20 protein-coding genes are annotated in these 18189 nt (G+C 40.6%); 3 read left to right on the top strand and 17 right to left on the bottom strand.

The annotated features are described in order from the left end of the window. Positions 1–163 precede the first annotated feature (163 nt). Complete coding sequence (locus IEW05_RS08255; protein WP_188537582.1) at positions 164–1216, top strand: 2,3-butanediol dehydrogenase; 1053 nt, start codon at positions 164–166, stop codon at positions 1214–1216. Positions 1217–1331: 115 nt separating this feature from the next. Here IEW05_RS08255 and IEW05_RS08250 read toward each other — a convergent pair whose 3' ends face one another. The 7 genes from IEW05_RS08250 to IEW05_RS08220 all read right to left on the bottom strand — a co-directional run bounded on the left by IEW05_RS08250 (position 1332) and on the right by IEW05_RS08220 (position 7884). Continuing rightward, positions 1332–2858, bottom strand: a complete 1527-nt coding sequence (locus IEW05_RS08250) for a prenyltransferase (RefSeq protein ID WP_188537580.1) — start codon at positions 2856–2858, stop codon at positions 1332–1334. Next, the gene (locus IEW05_RS08245; RefSeq protein WP_188537578.1) at positions 2842–3531 is read right to left on the bottom strand and encodes an HAD family hydrolase; all 690 of its coding nucleotides are present in this window, start codon (positions 3529–3531) and stop codon (positions 2842–2844) included. Before IEW05_RS08245 ends, IEW05_RS08250 begins: the two co-directional genes overlap by 17 nt. Positions 3532–3570: 39 nt before the next feature. Continuing rightward, positions 3571–4083 (bottom strand): peptide-methionine (S)-S-oxide reductase MsrA, encoded by a 513-nt coding sequence (gene msrA, locus IEW05_RS08240; RefSeq protein ID WP_188537576.1) that lies wholly within the window; start codon positions 4081–4083, stop codon positions 3571–3573. 221 nt (positions 4084–4304) lie between these two features. Beyond that, positions 4305–5144, bottom strand: a complete 840-nt coding sequence (locus IEW05_RS08235) for a DegV family protein (protein ID WP_188537574.1) — start codon at positions 5142–5144, stop codon at positions 4305–4307. Positions 5145–5246: 102 nt separating this feature from the next. Next, the gene (locus tag IEW05_RS08230; RefSeq protein WP_188537572.1) at positions 5247–6389 is read right to left on the bottom strand and encodes a DNA alkylation repair protein; all 1143 of its coding nucleotides are present in this window, start codon (positions 6387–6389) and stop codon (positions 5247–5249) included. 45 nt (positions 6390–6434) lie between these two features. Further along, positions 6435–7184, bottom strand: a complete 750-nt coding sequence (locus tag IEW05_RS08225; RefSeq protein ID WP_188537570.1) for a GTP pyrophosphokinase — start codon at positions 7182–7184, stop codon at positions 6435–6437. A 196-nt stretch (positions 7185–7380) separates the two neighbouring features. Then, positions 7381–7884 carry a ferritin gene (locus IEW05_RS08220; RefSeq protein WP_188537567.1) on the bottom strand — a complete coding sequence of 168 codons (504 nt, stop codon included), beginning with the start codon at positions 7882–7884 and terminating at the stop codon, positions 7381–7383. A 176-nt stretch (positions 7885–8060) separates the two neighbouring features. On the opposite strand from IEW05_RS08220, the gene IEW05_RS08215 reads away from it, so the two are divergent. After that, entirely contained in the window at positions 8061–8882 is an 822-nt protein-coding gene (locus tag IEW05_RS08215; RefSeq protein ID WP_188537565.1) for a class I SAM-dependent methyltransferase, read from the top strand. A 46-nt stretch (positions 8883–8928) separates the two neighbouring features. Here IEW05_RS08215 and IEW05_RS08210 read toward each other — a convergent pair whose 3' ends face one another. The 8 genes from IEW05_RS08210 to IEW05_RS08175 all read right to left on the bottom strand — a co-directional run bounded on the left by IEW05_RS08210 (position 8929) and on the right by IEW05_RS08175 (position 17106). Next, entirely contained in the window at positions 8929–10218 is a 1290-nt protein-coding gene (locus tag IEW05_RS08210; protein WP_188537563.1) for an ABC transporter substrate-binding protein, read from the bottom strand. 42 nt (positions 10219–10260) lie between these two features. Then, complete coding sequence (locus tag IEW05_RS08205; protein WP_229753300.1) at positions 10261–11427, bottom strand: efflux RND transporter periplasmic adaptor subunit; 1167 nt, start codon at positions 11425–11427, stop codon at positions 10261–10263. A gap of 67 nt (positions 11428–11494) precedes the next feature. Further along, complete coding sequence (locus IEW05_RS08200) at positions 11495–12373, bottom strand: carbohydrate ABC transporter permease (protein WP_188537561.1); 879 nt, start codon at positions 12371–12373, stop codon at positions 11495–11497. Positions 12374–12429: 56 nt separating this feature from the next. Next, the gene (locus IEW05_RS08195; protein ID WP_188537559.1) at positions 12430–13302 is read right to left on the bottom strand and encodes a carbohydrate ABC transporter permease; all 873 of its coding nucleotides are present in this window, start codon (positions 13300–13302) and stop codon (positions 12430–12432) included. Between the two features lie 132 nt (positions 13303–13434). Then, entirely contained in the window at positions 13435–14388 is a 954-nt protein-coding gene (locus tag IEW05_RS08190; protein ID WP_188537557.1) for an alpha/beta hydrolase, read from the bottom strand. Positions 14389–14462: 74 nt separating this feature from the next. Beyond that, positions 14463–14870 carry a MerR family transcriptional regulator gene (locus IEW05_RS08185; RefSeq protein ID WP_188537555.1) on the bottom strand — a complete coding sequence of 136 codons (408 nt, stop codon included), beginning with the start codon at positions 14868–14870 and terminating at the stop codon, positions 14463–14465. Positions 14871–14905: 35 nt separating this feature from the next. Next, entirely contained in the window at positions 14906–15655 is a 750-nt protein-coding gene (locus IEW05_RS08180; RefSeq protein WP_188537553.1) for a YfjL-like protein, read from the bottom strand. Positions 15656–15867: 212 nt separating this feature from the next. Beyond that, on the bottom strand, positions 15868–17106 hold the full coding sequence (locus tag IEW05_RS08175) for a hypothetical protein (protein WP_194434104.1): 1239 nt from the start codon (positions 17104–17106) through the stop codon (positions 15868–15870). A gap of 414 nt (positions 17107–17520) precedes the next feature. Here IEW05_RS08175 and IEW05_RS08170 point away from each other — a divergent pair, with 414 nt between their 5' ends. Beyond that, positions 17521–17853: a helix-turn-helix domain-containing protein gene (locus IEW05_RS08170; protein ID WP_188537548.1), complete on the top strand. Its 333-nt coding sequence runs from the start codon at positions 17521–17523 to the stop codon at positions 17851–17853. 46 nt (positions 17854–17899) lie between these two features. On the opposite strand, the gene IEW05_RS08165 is transcribed toward IEW05_RS08170, so the two are convergent. Both IEW05_RS08165 and IEW05_RS26055 read right to left on the bottom strand, forming a co-directional pair. Further along, entirely contained in the window at positions 17900–18055 is a 156-nt protein-coding gene (locus IEW05_RS08165) for a hypothetical protein (RefSeq protein ID WP_188537546.1), read from the bottom strand. Continuing rightward, positions 18033–18188, bottom strand: a complete 156-nt coding sequence (locus tag IEW05_RS26055; RefSeq protein WP_194434103.1) for a hypothetical protein — start codon at positions 18186–18188, stop codon at positions 18033–18035. Before IEW05_RS26055 ends, IEW05_RS08165 begins: the two co-directional genes overlap by 23 nt. Between the last annotated feature and the right edge of the window lies 1 nt (position 18189).

Raw genomic sequence — 18189 nt, 5'->3', positions numbered from 1 at the left:
GTTAAACCCAGTATTAGTGAAGGTTTTCACTATGTTAAATATTAAATTTCAATATATTTATATTTGACATTCCTCTGATAATGTGACATATTTGTTACGGAAACGTTTCCCTTTCTGCATGAATCTAACTATGAAATCAATTCATAAACGGGAGATGGAATATATGCAAGCATTGAGATGGCATGGCGTTAAAGACCTACGTTTGGAAACGATTGAAGAACCTGTAACGCTAAACGGTAAAGTGAAAATCAAAATTGAATGGTGCGGAATATGCGGTAGCGATCTACACGAATATGTAGCTGGTCCTATCTTTATTCCTGAAAATACAGAACATCCATTAACGAACGAGAAGGCCCCTGTCGTGATGGGACATGAATTCTCTGGACAAATCGTCGAAATTGGGACAGGTGTATCCAAGTTAAAAGTTGGCGACCGCGTTGTCGTAGAACCCATTTATGCGTGTGGAGAATGTGCGGCATGTCGGCAAGGTAGATATAACCTTTGCGAGAAGATGGGATTCCTTGGACTCGCTGGTGGCGGTGGCGGATTCTCTGAATATGTAGCTGCTGACGAACATATGGCTCACAAAATTCCAGATAGCCTATCCTACGAACAAGGTGCGCTGGTAGAGCCTTCTGCTGTTGCACTTCATGCCGTTCGACAAAGTAAATTAAAAGTTGGTGACAAAGCGGTTGTCTTTGGTGCCGGTCCAATTGGACTACTCGTCATCGAAGCCCTGAAAGCTTCTGGTGCGTCAGAAATCTATGTCGTTGAGTTATCAGAAGAGCGGAAGAACAAAGCTGCTGAACTAGGCGGTATTGTCATTGATCCTAAACAATATGATGTAATAACAGAATTACAACAACGCACAAACGGCGGCGTAGATGTTGCTTTTGAAGTAACGGGTGTTCCACCAGTGCTCAAACAGGCAATTGAATCCACTAATTTGGGTGGACAAATTATGATCGTAAGTATTTTCGAGAAGGAAGCTACATTCCATCCCAACAACATTGTGCTTCAAGAACGCAGCATGACCGGAATTATTGGTTATCGTAACGTGTTCCCTGCCGTAATAAGCCTGATGGAACAAGGGTACTTCCCTGCTGACAAATTGGTAACGAAGAAGATCCAACTGTCGGAAGTAGTTGAACATGGGTTTGAAGCGCTTTTGAAAGAAAAGAATCAAGTGAAGATTCTTGTCAGCCCTAAACAGTAATTGAGCATCGAAATATGGATACGCTCATGAATAGCGATTAATCCACATAAACAAAAATACCGCCCTGATGGCGGTATTTTTGTATTCTCCTTCTTATATCTTCACTAGACTTTAACTATCTCTTAAATGCATTACGGAAATCATTCATGACTTTTCGTTGTCTTTCAATGTAATTCCAAATCCAGAAGACAAATAAGAGTGAAACTATAGAATAAACGATAGATGCAAAGATATTTACTTCATTCAAGAGAAACGCCAAGACTAGTAACAGTCCGTTAAATAGGTGATTGATTGCTGTGTGTGCGTTACTTGGAATGAGATCTCCCGCATTTTTATCGTAATTTTTCCATGCATATCGAATCGCTTGCCATGCAAATGGTAGAGATAGGAAAGAAATATATAACGTATACGGAGCATAATTTAGCAGTGGAAGTATAGCAACGATCAGATATCCTAGCACGAAGCATGCAATCAGTACGTTTCTGGCGTTGCGCTTACCGATACGAACAACTAAAGTGTTCTTCCCAGTCTTCGTATCTGACTCAGCGTCAGGGAATTGATTAATTAACAGTACATTGGAGACGAATAGAGCAACGGGTAGCGAGATCAGAAACACCTGCATAGAGTATGTGCCGGTCAGGACGTAATATGCCCCCATGGTCATGAATACACCGTACGTAGTAGCAATGAGTATCTCAGCGATCCCAGGTGCTATATTAACAAAAGAGAACTTCCCTTTTTCATTCGTATAGAACATACCCGCAACAATTCCGTACAATATAAGCGGGATCAATCCCCATCCACTAACAAATACGAGGTAAATCCCTAATAAGGTAGCTATAACGAATAATAATAGCCCGAAGAATCCCATATCAGCCCGCGATATTAACCCTAGCTGGATCATTCTTGATCCGCCTGTAAAAGGCCGCATCCCCGTATTATTATCGCTATCACGCTCGGCGTCCTTCCAGTCATTGATCATATTCGTTCCTGCTTGAATCATGAGAGCTCCAATTAAAGTAATCAGGAATATCCCTAAGTTGATCGTATGTGTGATTGATAGAGCAAGTGCACCGCCCAGCAGGATTGGAACCAGTGAAGCCGTCATGGATAGTGGCCGTACAGCCTCTTTCCAAACTCTAGCTTTTGCTTTTACGTCATCCCATGAGCTGAAGTTCAACCGATTTTCCGCAAATTCAAATACCGTCGGTGGTTCACCCTGTAGAATCTCAGGTACGAAGCGATATTTGACTGTAAAAGGTCTAATTCGGATAAATTCCAGACGATCGATTGCATCGATCTGCATAAATTGCGCCACAATGGGAGAACGATGCTGTAGCAGAAGAGCCGCACTCTCGCGTTCTGCTTGATCACTTAACACTTCTGCTCTACCCAGAATCTCGCATTCTTCCATCTTCATAAATTCCTCACCTTGATGGATCAGAAGTGCAGTTTCCGGTATATTGCTCCATTGAATAACTTTGGGATCACCCTTCGTGCTCGTAACATAGATATTAAATTCATCATCAACTGCAAAATGCATCATCCGTTGCCGTGGTGACCCCATATTTGATGTTCCAACGGCCACAACTTCAGAAGCCATTAGAAAATCAATGACTTGTTGTTTACTTCGTATACCCATAACTATAATCTCCATTTCCAATATGCGATATAATATTGCGGATTTCTTCGACCCCAGCCGCGATATGATCCGCCCCTGCACTTCTCAGCTCTTGTTCCGACCCATAGCCGAATAAGACACCAATCGATTCAACCCCGCAACCTATAGCCCCAATAATATCGTGTTCACGATCCCCGATCATGATGGCCTGTTCCGGTGAAATCTGATTCTCATCAAGTACAAATTGAATAACCTCTTGTTTCTTCGAGCGAGTCCCATCTAGATTACTACCCACAATATGCTTGAAATAATGATCTAGCTCGAAGTGTTTGAGAATTTGCTCCGCGAACACCGTTGGTTTTGAAGTAGCTACATACAAGCTATAGCCCTCATCCTGAAGATATTGAAGTAATTCCGGAAATCCAGGAATGACGCTGTTCTCAAACATACCAACCGCACGAAATCGTTCCCTATAGTATTCTACGGCCAGAAGTGCATTTTCCGGAGACAAACCTCCTAATTCTACGAAAGATTCATGTAAAGGTGGCCCAATATAAGGAATAAGCTGATCAATGTGATCAACATGAATGTCAAATTTGTTCAGCGCATACTCTACGCACTTTGTAATTCCTTCTTTGGGATCGGTTAATGTCCCATCTAGATCAAATAATATATTTTCTTTTTGTCTACTCACTACTGTGACTCCCCCTATTTATTCATTAATCGTACTTAGTTACCAATGCTTCTCAATAAAGAGATCTCGCCCTGACTGCGCCCGATCTTCTTTATAATGTTTGGGATTCTTCTTGTGATAGTCCTGATGATATTCTTCGGCACGATAAAAGACGGGCGCTGGTAGAATTTCAGTCACGATCGGCCCAGCAAACCTACCGCTAGCAGCAACTTGCTCCCTAGAGTCAAGTGCCGCGATCCGCTGCTCTTCATTATAATAAAAAATCGCTGTCCGATATTGGGTCCCTCTATCTTGAAACTGTCCGTCCGCATCGGTTGGATCTATCTGGGGCCAGTATAGTTCAAGCAATCTCTCATATGGGAATAGCGTAGGGTCGTAACTGATTTGTACGACTTCATAATGACCTGTCGTCCCGGTCTTGACCTCTTCGTAAGTTGGATGATCATTCTTACCTCCGGCATATCCCGATTCAATTCCGAGAATTCCTGGTAGCTCTTCAAAGGGTGAAACCATACACCAGAAGCATCCTCCCGCAAACATTGCTTTTTCCATACTTCCTCTCTCTCCTTCCTATTCTACCTTTTTCTCTACCTCTACCTACTTAATATGGAGCAAAACAAGAACTTATTCAAGCATTCTCCCAGTAATTAACATAGGAAACAAAAAGCGAAAATAACCTTGACATCTAGCACTAAAAAGATGAGCACAATAAAAAAGTCGTACATAGGAACCGTTGTCCCATGCACGACTCTGATATAAATTTCGATCTATAATTAAAAAGCTATACCAACTCCACCTTCTCCTGCATAAGTGCCCATAATAGGACCCATGTTGGAGAAAAGGACTTCCTTAAAAGGATGCTTAGCAAGAATTCGATCTTTAATCTCAAGTGCCCGTTTCTCACAATTGCTGTGTACGATGGCAAGAACTGCTTTTTCGTAATCATGCTGCTTCTCTTCAAGGCGTGCCAACAGGCTTTTTAGTGCATTTTGCATACCACGCGTCTTTTCAACTACTTCAACCGAACCTTCTTCACTAATTTTAAGGAGTAGTTTGATATTCAGTACGGAAGCAACCGCTCCGGACAAACGACTTAATCGCCCGCCCTTAATGACGTTCTCTAAGGTTTCTAATGTAAAGAAGGCTCTTACTTCTTTGCATTGATGAAGCACCTTCTCTTTCAATTCAGCCAAGCTCTCGCATGACTGGGACCATTGCGCTGCCAAAGCAACAACAAGGGATAGTCCTCCTGAAAAAGTTTTGGAGTCGACAACCTCAATCTTATTGGTGTACCCTTCATCCTTGTAAATCTCCATAGCGATCATGGCAGCCTGATACGTGCTGCTTATATTAGAGGACATGCAAATGACCAAAATGTCAGTCCCTTCTTCCACTTTCTTAAACGCATTAAGAAAATCAAGTGGACTCGGGCTAGCTGTAGTTGGTAAGTCCTTGGATTCCCTCATTTTTTGATAGAAGGTTTGCGCATCCATATCTCCCGGCATGGTCTCACTTTGAAAATGAACCGCTAAATTAACGATGGAAATATCGAACCTTTTAGTGTATTCATGTGGTAAGTCGGAACCGCTGTCAGTAATAATCTTGATCGGCATTCATATACGCTCCTTATGATTCAAACAATAGATACCTAATATTATCATTCAAAGAACTATAGCTGCAACAAATGATATAATTCTACAAAAAACGTCCTATATTTAGTCAGATGCTGGAAACATGGGCGGCCCCGAATCAATTGACTCTTGCAGATTCAATTTAGTAGAAGCTATTTCTCTCCCATTCAACAGTAGTACGATCCGATGCTCGCCCGGATAATGACGTCGAGTTGTTAGGTTTGCCCAGCGATGAGTTCGGGTCCCAGTTAGGTGTGATCCTCCCAGTACCGTTTTATCACTAAGCAAAAATGATTTGCGTGAAGTACGTCCTCCGGATTTCACGAAGTCAATTCCATATTCGACGCGGATGTGGGCGGGTTCCCCTTCACGGATATGAAGTTCGTACCTTAGCTCACAATGATCTCCAATCGACAGCTCTGATGGCGCTACTACAATCGAAGAAGATGTCGTTAACGATGTTCCACTCATAGGTTCCGCATAACCAAACAGTGCCATAACCTCGGGTTCGGATCTGCGGATTAAAGATCGGCAGCCGTGCCTTACGATCCAATCTGTATGTGGATGAGTGCCTTTCCAGCGACGAGCCGTATCCAGCACAACCGTAGGATTGTCTTTGGCAATATCGTTGAGATTATTGGCGACACTTTTTCGAACATATAGAGATGGATCAGCCTTAAGTAATTCCAATACAGGAAGTACCGGCACCGGATTCTGTTTGAACATTGGCAAAGCTTGTCCCCACGGAAGACGAGGACGAGACCCCTCACTCGCAAGACGCCGGACATGTTCATTCGGATGTGTAGCCCAAGTCATCATTTGGGACATCATCCGCTTTGGGTCACGCAATAAGAATGATCTTACGGCAAATTCTGCAGACGATTTCGAAGTAAACCGTTCAAGTGCTTGCATGGACAGATCCCAGTGTTCTTCCGCCTGACCATATACCTCTACGAAATCTGGAAAGAATAGATAAGGGAACCCAACACAGTCCTCTTCAATCGCAAACAATACGTCTAGCGCCTTTTCGTACTCACGGGGTAAATAAGCTCCCAGTGTCTCCGTAATCCGCCGCATTCTGGCTTTCAACTCGAGCTCGTCCCAGGACTTATCTATCACCGTAACTATAAATCCGTTGAGATCAAATGAAGGGTATATAGACTGTATTTTCTCACCAAATCCCCGTAAAAATTCCTCGTTATACATCGATTTTAACGGCTCCGCCATTAGTTACCTCCACTATTGATTATCTCAACAACAATGAGACAAACATTATTTCTCTTCCCGATGAAATATTTCTAATAATTCCTTAGGTATTGAGAATTGTTGATTATTACTCATAAGCTGATTAATCTCACCTAGTAAATCGTCAGAATCCTCCTTTTCATGCTTAATTGCATTAACTTCATGGTGAAGACGTTCCATTTTAGCATCTAATAGTGCTGCAGAATCAGCAGCCTCTTTCAATTCTTCGAGAAATGATAAAGGTACTTCTTTGTTAAATTTATAATAAATTTTGTGTTCTAGACTCGCCCAAAAATCCATCGCAATGGTGCGGATTTGAATCTCAACGCATACATCCTCTTGCCCATGTGACATAAATACCGGAACTTCAACTATCACATGTAGGCTTTTATATCCATTGGGTTTTGGATTTTTAATGTAGTCTTTAACCTCAATAATTTTCAGATCACTTTGTTTCTGAAGCAAATCACAAATCCGATAAATATCAGAGACGAACGAACAAGTAATTCGAATCCCAGCGATATCTTTAATATTTTCTTTAATATATTGTAAGCTAAGGTCCCCACCTTTTCTGTACAACTTCTTCATAATACTCTCGGGAGATTTAACACGGGATATACTGTTTTCAATGGGATTATAATCATGTAAGAAATGAAACTCATCTTTCAAAATATCTATCTTCGTCTCAATTTCACTGATAGCAAACCGGTACATCATCATAAATCGGGTAATTTCATTTTTCATTTCTTTTATTTTATCGATAGGTAGAGAATTCACTTTGTTATCTTCCTTTCAGTAATACGGAATCACAAGATCCTTATGCATGTGTGCATATTATATTCTAAATACATTTTCTGATTGAATCAAGAAAGGTCACTTTCACACACTGAACCACAAAAAAAACCTCCTCAGTCCACATGAAGAACTGGGAGGTTATAAGTATACCACTATCTTAATTTATATGGTTGTTAAACTATTCCGCTGGAGGCGTGAATGAACGCGCAGCAAACTCCGCATCTAACATGTAGAATGCATTGCTGTCCTTCTCAATCCGCTTCAACTTCTGAATGATGCTATCGAATAATGCTTCTTCTTCGACCTGCTCATCAATGAACCATTTCAGGAAATAAATCGTTGCATATTCGCGCTCATCCGTAGCTAAATCAGCCAAATGATAGAATTTCTTCGTGTTCTGTTGCTCATGAGCATATCCGTGTTCGAACACATCCAGCATCGATGCATATTCATTCTTTGGCTCCGGCATTGCTTCGAGCGTCGCACGTTGTCTGCGGTCATTCAGGAATTTGTATATTTTCATCGCATGAAAACGTTCTTCTTCTGCCTGAACAGTGAAGAAATTCGCGAATCCATCCAAACTTTCACCTGAGCAGTATGCCGCCATTGCGAGATAGACATGCGCTGAATAAAATTCAAAATTCATCTGCTTATTAAGTGCAGCCGCTAATCCCTCTTTCATTAACAAGTCACCTCAGCTTTCTCTCGTCTTGTGATGTCAATTAACAATATCACATCACAATCCCAGCGTAACACGGTACCCATTCACTCGGCAAGTCAACAAAGTGGTGTATAGAAATATAATAAACATATTTGGTATAGTTAATTCATTCCCATCACAAGAATGGAGGTTTACAAATGTCCCAATCAAGCTATAACCCTAACAATGTCACGAGATTCACTGGTTATGCCGGTTTGTACGACCAGTATCGTCCTGAAGCTCCGTTACAAGTGGTACAGTTATTAACCCAATATGTTGGTCATAGACCGTCCTTAGTCATTGATCTGGGATGTGGCACCGGTCTGTCCACGTTAATCTGGAAAGACCATGCGCAGCAAGTCGTTGGCGTTGAGCCAAATGAAGATATGAGGAACAAAGCAATAGAAAAGCTACATCAATTGGAAGAAGCCCCACCGGTCTCTTTTGTTGCAGGATATTCTGATCAAGTTCCCTCCGAATCCCAGACTGCTGATATCGTCACTTGTTCCCAATCCTTTCATTGGATGGAGCCAGAAAGTACACTAAATGAAATCAATCGTATTCTGAAAGTTAATGGCGTATTTGCCGCATACGATTGTGATTGGCCTCCTACACTACATTGGACTTTAGAAGCGGAATATTTACATTTGATTCAGAAAGCAGATGCCATCATCCATCAACATGTATCCTCTGATGAACGAGCACATAAACGGAATAAGAATGAGCATTTAAGCAATATCCAAGCTAGTGGCTTATTCCGATACTCCAGAGAAATTGTATTCCATAATATGGAGACGTGTAACGCAGAACGTTATGTTGGCTTAGCGCTAAGTCAGGGTTCAGTTCAAAATGTACTGAAACTTGATCTAAATGATCTCGATCATGATATCGAAACTTTCCAACAACATGTGGAGCACTATTTTAACGGTAAAGACTTAAATGTCATGTTTAATTATAGAATGCGACTCGGCGTGAAATGAGCCTAAGTTCTACTGAGCTATATTGTTCATATGATTTCTGGTTTCCCTATTCGTTCAAGTAGATTGTCACTCGATTCTGAATTAGCTTCGCGACTTCCTCTGCGGACTTTTGTCCACTGAAGAAGGATCTGGAATCATCTCCAATAATGAAAATTACCTTCCCGTCCAGGTCCGTATAGTTATCCGCTGTACTAATGAACTGTTTGAATCGAGTGAAGTCTTCGTCCGATACCTTGGGTGACTTCCCGTCTGGAAGCTTATACTCTCCACTTTCAACTTGTTCCTGAATGTCGTTCAATTGCTTCTCATTCACAGATTTAAGCAATGAGAACCCTTCTCTCTCTTGCAGAGATTGACCATCATCGGATAACAGGAAAGCAATAAATTTCCAAGCCTCTTCTTTAGCAGGAGAGTTGGCTTGAATTGAAAATTGCAATTCGGGAATAATCCTCGCTCCACCTTTTTGTTCTGGTTTTTGCAGCAGCTTCGGATTTGAGAAAAAAATATACGTACCATCGATAAAGTCTGCCGGCGATCGCAAAACGGTAGAATAAAACAATTGTTTGCCAATATCGGCCGATTCCGAAGTCATGACTTTATCATCGTACATTTTTTTAATTTGCTGCATCATTCCCACGAATAAGGGAGAGTCGAACTTTGCCTTTTTCGCTGTATGATCAACGAACTCTGAGTATTTATCCACAATCATTTCAGTAAGGAGGAGTTCCGGCGGATCATTAGCTAAAGCGTAACGGCGATCCGTGCCGTTTTCTACCAAGTTCTTTGAAATCACCTCAAACTCCTTCCATGTCCAATTCTTATCATCAATATTCGTGTTCCCAAGCATGTCCCCATCACCTACGAACGCCCGCAGGGAGAACCCGAAAGGGATGGCATACATACCGCCACTTTTCTTCATTAGTTCCAATATGTTCATTTGCAAATCGTTTTTATCCAACGTTTGATCTTGTTCCATGAAATCATCCATATTGAGAATCAGCTTTTTGCTTATGTAATCATCGATAGGCAGGCTGCTTATTTCGAAGATATCCGGACCCTTCCCTGATAACACCGCTGTATTTGTCGTTTTTTGGTATTTCTCATAATCAACTGTGGTCTGAATCTGCAGATCGATGTCCGGGTACTTTTCTTCAAACTTTTTTTCTGCTGCCTGAATAAATTCGCTTGGTTGGTTCAGAGACAAAGTAAGAACTTTTTTTCCCTCTTTGTTTACAGGTTCCTCCGTACTAGCTAAATTATTACTTCCCCCAGAACCACATGCAGTCGTTGTTGTCATTAAAATGCCAATACATATCATACACAGCCTCTTTTTCATTGTATAAATTCCTCCTATAATTGATTTCTCTTGCATGCTTAACTATTTCAGACGAACGCGATTTCCTTCCTGTAAGGGCTCACTGTACTCCAGAATAATTAGATCATCTTCATTAAGCCCCCCAGATAAAACTACCGTTTCATTGTCATTCGTTTCACTCAATTCAATTTGAACTTTTCGAACAATGAAGGCATTGCCTAAGGCCCCCATTTGTTCTTCAATTTTGTAGATAAACTTGCCATCACGTTCTAGATGAATAGCCTTGTTGGAAATCACCATTCCCTCTTGAGAGGAGTTTTTCGTAAGTTTCACGAATGCTTGTTCACCTCCCTTCAATTTGGAATCCATCACTTTTACTCGCAAAATCTTCTGTGCAATGAGTAGGGTCTTGTTGGCTTCGTTATCAGACATGTTCTCCATACGCGATTCTGCATCGACGATTTCAGCAATTGTACCCTCCATAATTGTCGTTTGCTGATCTACTATCCCTCGTACTTCAACCTGAATCTTCTCTCCCATCGAAATACCAAAGCTAGGCATCAACAACGCATCGAACAGGAATTCAAACCGGTAACCCTCGCTGTCATTTGATATTACGATTTCCGGTTCTCCCGTTGACTGCATCCCCTCTATAGCAATCAATTTTGTTATTACACCATTGAATGGAGCTGAAATTTCCTTTTGACTTGCCAATCGCTCCTTTAATGCGTTAACTTTTCTTTCCTGTACGCCTAGATCAAGTTTACTAGTTTCAAGATCGCGTCCTGCTTTCCGAATGCCCATCTCATCTCCATCTATTGTTGAAGTAATATAACGATCTTGTATATTTTGCAGGTCAATTTTTTGCTTTTTTAAATAAGCGACTTCATCTTGCAATTCGCGTTCAGCGGTTGTGCTGTCATAGGTAATAAGCTTTTGACCTTTCTTCACACGATCTCCTTCTTTCACAAGTATCGTGCGGACCTTCCAATGATCAGGGTTCGATAGCTTAGCCTCCGCGATGGGAAGCAGAACACCGTTTCCTCCAAGCGTATGTATAATACTTCCATACTCAGCTTTTTCCGTTCTCACTTTTGGCAAAGTGAAAGACTGGAATGTGTTACTAAATAGCGTAAAAAAAACTAACAGAACAATAAAAATGATCAAGTAAAATTGAACTTTTCGTTTGCGTCCACTGCCTTTAGGCACTTCTCCTAACTCTAATTCCACGTCCACTTCCTCCTAGATTCTCTGTTCTAAAAAACACTCGCATCGTAGCTATCAGTTTTCAGGCAAACTAACCCTTGATCCCCGAAAGTTGAATGCCTTCAATGAAATAGGTCTCGGCATACAGAAACAGCAGCACCATCGGAGTCATATAGAGCATGGATGCAGCGAAAGCGACCCCTCGCTCGCCCTGGTTAATGTTTGATAAGTAGACTGACAACGGTTGTTTAAACGGATCATCAAGAAAAATAAGAGGTTGCTCTACCATGTTCCAATAATCAACAAACAATAAAATAATAAGTGCAGCCAGACCTGGTTTGATCATCGGGAAAATAATTGTGGAGAAAATCCGTAAATGTCCTGCTCCATCGAGCTTAGCTGCTTCGATATAGGAATATGGAATAGGTAGCATAAACTGTCTGAGCATAAAGACACCAAAAGCTGCGAAAATCCCCGGTAATATAATCGCATTCGAACTATTCAGCAATCCTAGCCTATCTGCCATAATATAGTTTGGCACTAAGGTCACTTGAAACGGCATGAGCATCGTCAAAAGATAGACAAGGAACAAGACTTCCCGACCACGAAATTGCAGCTTGGAGAATGCATATGCAGCTAGCGCTGCTACGAGGGTCTGCCCTGCAATGATCGGCACGACCAAAAATACGGATCTCCAGAACATCACTAGAAATATCGAATTACTGACCAAGATCTTGCCGTATTGCTCCAGTGAGATGACATCTGGAACAAGCTTTAAATTAACAAATGAATTCCTATTCCCTGCAGTAACTTCGTTTATTTGTCCGATCTGCTTATAATTGATACCAATTTCTCGTTCAGTCATGAACGAATTAGTGAAAGTAATGACCAGAGGGAATAATAACAGTACAGCGATAACGGTCATGACAACAGTTAACGCAAGCTTTTGTAATACTCTTGTACTTTTCAATCGACCGCTCTCCTTTAAATTTTTCGTAGAAAAGTAAAGTGCGTCATGTATGTAAGCTACTCCATAAACTGTCGGAACCGACGTTCCAACATAAACAGCAAGATCACAATAAGTAGAATGCAGCCGACCATCATCGTTGCCGCTGCCGTCAATTTTTGAACATCTAGTGACATGAACATGTTGTTCATATAATGTTGCAGCATATATATACTGTCGTGCGGATAGTCACCCGCGATTAAATACGTTTCTCGGAACACTTTAAACGAATTGATGATGGACATGATGATGACAAAAAACATCGTCGGTGTTAAATAGACAAGCGTAATACTGCCAAACTGTCGGAACCGTCCAGCGCCTTCAATTTGGGCGGTTTCATAATAATCCTTCGGAATTTGCTGTAACCCGGCTAAGAATAAAATAATGTTATAACCAACGTTTTTCCATAAATAAACGACGATCACCACGGTTCTTGCTGCATCTGTCTTCATCCAATCCACACGTTCAAATCCGAAGATACTCAGCCAGGCGTTAAGAGAACCGTTCCAATCGAGTAGAATTTGCCAGATTAGAATAACCGAGGCTACAGGAACGACGAGCGGGAGCACATAAGCTGTCCTGAGCCAGCTGCGAAAATATACATTTTGGTTCAGCAACATTGCCAATCCTAGTGACAACGCAAGCATCACTGGAACGCTAACTCCGGTAAAATAGAACGTATTGGCAGCAGCCTTTTGAAAGGATTCGCTTGCGATCAACTCGCGGTAATTGTCCAAACCAACAAATTGGCTATTGACTGAACTATCCATAAAGGAATAATAAACACCCATGGCAAATGGAATGATATAGAATAACGAAAACCCTATGATGCTTGGTAAAAGAAACATCCCTGCCACCGTAGCATCCTTACGGAGTCTTCCTTTTATCGACATACAAAAAACCCCACTTCTTCATCACGCTTCCTCCTATCCTTCATTCATCTAAGATAGGAGAAACTGTTTAAAAAGAAGTGGGGTAAATATAAAGATTTTCTTAATTTGATTGGATTAGCTGGAATTTTATATTCAAATCTCGATTTTAAGCCTTGCTCCTACAAACTGACCAATATTCGATATCGCCTGCTCTGCTTCGGGTAACATATATGCTAGAAAATGAAATACACTCCACATATTTTCCCATACCTCCAGCGAGACTTGGACACCTGCAGCTGTAGCACGCTCGGCTAACCGTGTAGCATCACTTAACAGCACTTCATGGTCACCTACTTGAATTAACAGCTCAGGTAGGCCACCTAGGTCCATCCTCAGAGGAGACAACAACTCTGGAATGGGTCCTGAGTATGAACCTAAATAATGAGTTAATATCGCTTGATTACCGTTCAAGCTGCCCGTAGGATCAAGCTCTGCACGACTCTCATAGGATTCGCCATCTAAATTCACAAGATCACTGTGCGGTGAGATGAGGAACGCCCCTGCTGGTAGAGCTTCACCATGATCTCGTAAAGATAGAAGCGTCATTAGCACCAGACTTGCTCCCACAGAATCTCCTCCAAGCACGATATGATCAGCAGAATGCCCGTTAGCCTGCAACCAACGGTAGGCGAACAGACAATCTTCATTGGCGGCAGGATATGGATGCTCAGGTGCAAGACGATACTCTAATACCAAAACTTTTATCCCGCTGGATTTCGATATTCTTGCAGCTAGATCACGGTAATAGTTACAACTACCTGAAGTGAACCCCCCACCGTGGAAATATAGGATGACTTGTTGATTAGATTCAAAGCCGACTTCATCGTCGTATTCAGTATGATCCTCGTTTGTGCTAACCCACTCTCCGCTCAAATCCCCCATTTGCACGGGCTCAATCACGATATTAGGTAGTTTAGGAAGCTGTGTCACCGCCTCCTCCATCTGCTGTCTAATGTGCTCCACGGATTTACCTTCGACAACGTTTACTTGTTTTAAGTAGCCCTTAATAGCTTCTAACTGCTCTTTTGGAGTTTTCTCCATGTTCATGTTCATTCCTCCCTATTCCAACTGCAAGATTTCATAACGCAATAATAAACCCTGCAGTATAGAGCAGGGTCAAGTTATGAATCCATATGAAGAATATCGAGTACTTCTTGCACCTCAGGAGCCTTCATGGTTGATTCTAGGTTATTTTTCAATTCCAACAACATATGCTTTGTTTGCTCTTTAGCAGCAATTTCTTCGTCGATCCTATCCATCTTTCTATTGATAAAGTCAATAAAATCAGTAATGCTAATACTTCCATCTGCCGAGTTAATTAATGCTTTTTTAATTTCCTTTAGCGTAAAACCGCAGAGTTTAGCATTTTTAATAAATTCCATCCTTGTCAACACATCTTCCGAGTAAAGTCGGTACCCTGATTCCGATCGTGGAGGAGCTGGGATAAGGCCATGATTCTCGTAATACCTCAATGTAGCCATATTCACGTTGGCCAAACTCGCAATTTCTCCTCGCAGATATTTTCTCATTCTTAATCCCTCCGTCCCAGGACCCTTATAGACTGTTAATATTCAGAGATTTCTTTCTTCAGGTCTTCGACATTTTCTATCTCTTTTAACTTCTCATAGGGTAAGTCTAAATACTTCGTTCTTCTCCGCTCACCCTCCGTATCACTTACTTCATATTTCCCTGATACAACGATATCAACCCTAAACTCCGTGTTCACTAAATCCCGAATCACAAAAATAAGTTCTTGTAACAATTCTTCCGTGAAATCGTTAGTTTTCAGATCAACATCTAATATGTAGTTATACTCTGGTGCTGAAGGAATAAAAACACCATTACGATCTTGAAGAGAACTTACACCATTTCGGAGTGGAGACGTGAAAGAGGGAATATCAATCGTCGATGTTTCGATATCATTCAGTTTATAAAACGTAGAGTACTTTTGATGTAATTCATCATTGATTTCTTTTTCCCAATAGACTTCTCTATAATTATCTTCTAGCTGTTCTCCTCCAGCTTGATTATTCTCGTCATAGAACCGTTGCTTCTCAATCCTAATTACAGTTTTATTACTATCTTTTGTGTTGTAAACCTGGGCCGTATAATAATCAAACTTAAAATTAAAAGAACTTCCAACCACTTTCACGTCCATATTATATTTTTCCTTCATATAGGTTACGGCTTCTCTTTTCACTTCTGCATGCTTCCATGGATATCCATTAATTTCTGTATAGAAGAAGAAGGCTACCGACCCAAACAGAATGAAGATTAAAAATAGAACGATATATTGGATTCTAATTTTTCTCATAAATTTCCTCCATCAGTTCAAATATGAAGACCCGGCCATAGATAACGCTTATCATAAGTCGGGTCAAATGTTGTTTATGTATTTAGTTCTCCGTATAGTATAACTGATTTTGTCGGTATTTGGTTGGTTATGTAGTGATCACTTGGTTTGAGTCCACATAAAAAAGCCTGTAATAGTTAACTATTACAGGCTTTTCAACATACCGGTGCAGATCACAACGCTGCCATAATTGAGTTCCAAAATGACCAAAGAGAGCCCGGTTGTTGTTCTTGCATATTATTATGTACCCCCTTACATAACAGATCGTATACGATCGATTGGTCAAAAGTAGCATGTTCACGATATTTCTCAAATAAAGTCATACAAAGAACCATCATACGATTATTTTTCATCTGTATAGCGACTTCAAGACTTAGTAATGTATATTTGATTCCTTCGGAAAAATGGTCTCTATAAAAACTATAAGCAGCGTAATGATAGCAAAATTGACAGTACCTATGTCGATGGAAAAACTCTCTATAATAGCTATCTGTGCTTTCCATCTTTGTTATATCCATAGATTCGATTGCAAATAGTTGTAACGTTTCATCAATAGAATACTGGTGTTGGTTGGCTGAGATTAATAAGGTGATTAATCCTTCTAGAATCTCATCTGGATTCTCTTGCAGGAAGGCAGCATACTGAGGTATCACGGTTTGATTCCCCATTTTAACCTCAATACATAATAAATTGGCACGTGCATACATGCTGAATCGCTGTACTTCTATACGTCCCTGCTCATCCAATCCCTTAAACCAACTCAAGTCAACATATCCCATTATCCACTTTTTAGCTTCCTCGTACATCTCACGATATTCGAATGAAAGTGATTTTAATAAGAGAGCTCGTCCATAATAAAAAACCAATGGATGTTGTAACCTATATTTCGATTTCTTATAGCTCCTTCGGTTGTCCGCATACATGTCTTGAGCTAATTCTCGCAACTCCTCTGCATATTTCTCGACATCCTCCCATCTCTCCAGAGCCGCAAAATTCTCTGCAATCAGGAGTAAACCATTCAAAGAGTACGTCTTAGGAAGCCTAGCACGAAAGGGAATAAAGCGATGAGCTACATAAGAACTTCCAAAGTTATGCTCAAGGACAATTTGGAACAGCCGATAGTGACAAATGGCTAGTCTCTCAGAACGAATATCTCTTTCAACTTCTATAATTCCTTCATACAATATTGCTGCGGAACCTAACTTTTCTAGTTCATAAAAAGATTCGGCAGTCTCAAAAACCTTCGGAATAAATTTATTGTTCTCCATAATAAGAATGGCAATCTTCTTCAAGTATTCGTACATTTCTAATTTCTCACATCGCACCAAAAAGGGCTGAATCCATTTCCAATCAGGGTTAACCAGGAGATCTTCTCCATACAGATCATACAAAGAACCCTTAGGTAATCTCATGCTACTCGTAATACAGTCTAGTTGTCCTATTGAAATTCGTTTATTCCCAAGTATTATTCGCTTTAATGTCCTTCTTCCGATACCACTTACTTCGGAGAACTGTTCTATAGTCAAATGATTGTCATCTAAATACTTCTTAATACTCAGTGAAATGCTAGTCCTATATTTCAGACTAAACCCTCCTTCCTCTTAAATATAGAGTATTAGAATAGTAAGTGTTGGTAAGAATAACATCAAGATTCCGACTTATCCCATAATGTAATCATACATACAAAATAGGTAAAATGATACAACATAGTAATAATAATCATTAGTTTATCATGGTTAACTAGGAAGTTCAACTTAACCTTTGGTGCATGTAATCCCTTAGTATTGGTTGCTACAATTTAGCTACAGTTTAATGAGGTGATACAGATGGCTTTTGATTATTCACTAATAGGTAAGAGAATTAAACATGCTAGAGACAAACAAGGGATTACACAAGAAGTATTAGCCGAGAAACTGGATGTTTCGAATGCGTACATAAGTAAAATTGAACGAGGAAAAACTCCCATTAACTTGGACAGACTGTCACAATTGTGTGTTGTTCTTGATGAATCACCTGAGTACATACTAAGTGGCGCAAACATTCCTACTCAAGATTATCTAAGAAATGAGATTATCCTCATGTTAGAGGACTGCTCCCCAGAGAAGATCAAATTGATTATGCAAGTGATCAAGTCCATTGTAGAATTTAAAGAACAGTGAAAGAACCTCCAATGTATCATTGAGAGGTTCTTTTTCTTCTTACATCTTACTTTTTATTGTGCATGTTGTGATGCTTAATGACAAGGAATTGCTCATAAGCACCAAGAAAATAAGGTTCATCTTGATAAGCTTCGATAAATATGGGCTCAAAGGTATCCGGCTTAAGCTGCTCTAATTGATTAGCGAGAATTCCCAGCGCCACCAAATAACCTCTGATGATAAATGCAAAAGTTTGGGTTTGAAGCCAATATCGAGTATTGCAAGTAATTCGTACCCGACTTCAGAACCGTTTTTGCCGCGATTACACAACCTTTACCGATGGTTACATCTCCCACG

The sequence above is a fragment of the Paenibacillus segetis genome (assembly GCF_014639155.1).
Lineage (GTDB): Bacteria > Bacillota > Bacilli > Paenibacillales > Paenibacillaceae > Fontibacillus > Fontibacillus segetis.
Note: the sequence above shows the minus strand (reverse complement) of the source record. Positions and strands in the feature narration are given on the sequence as shown.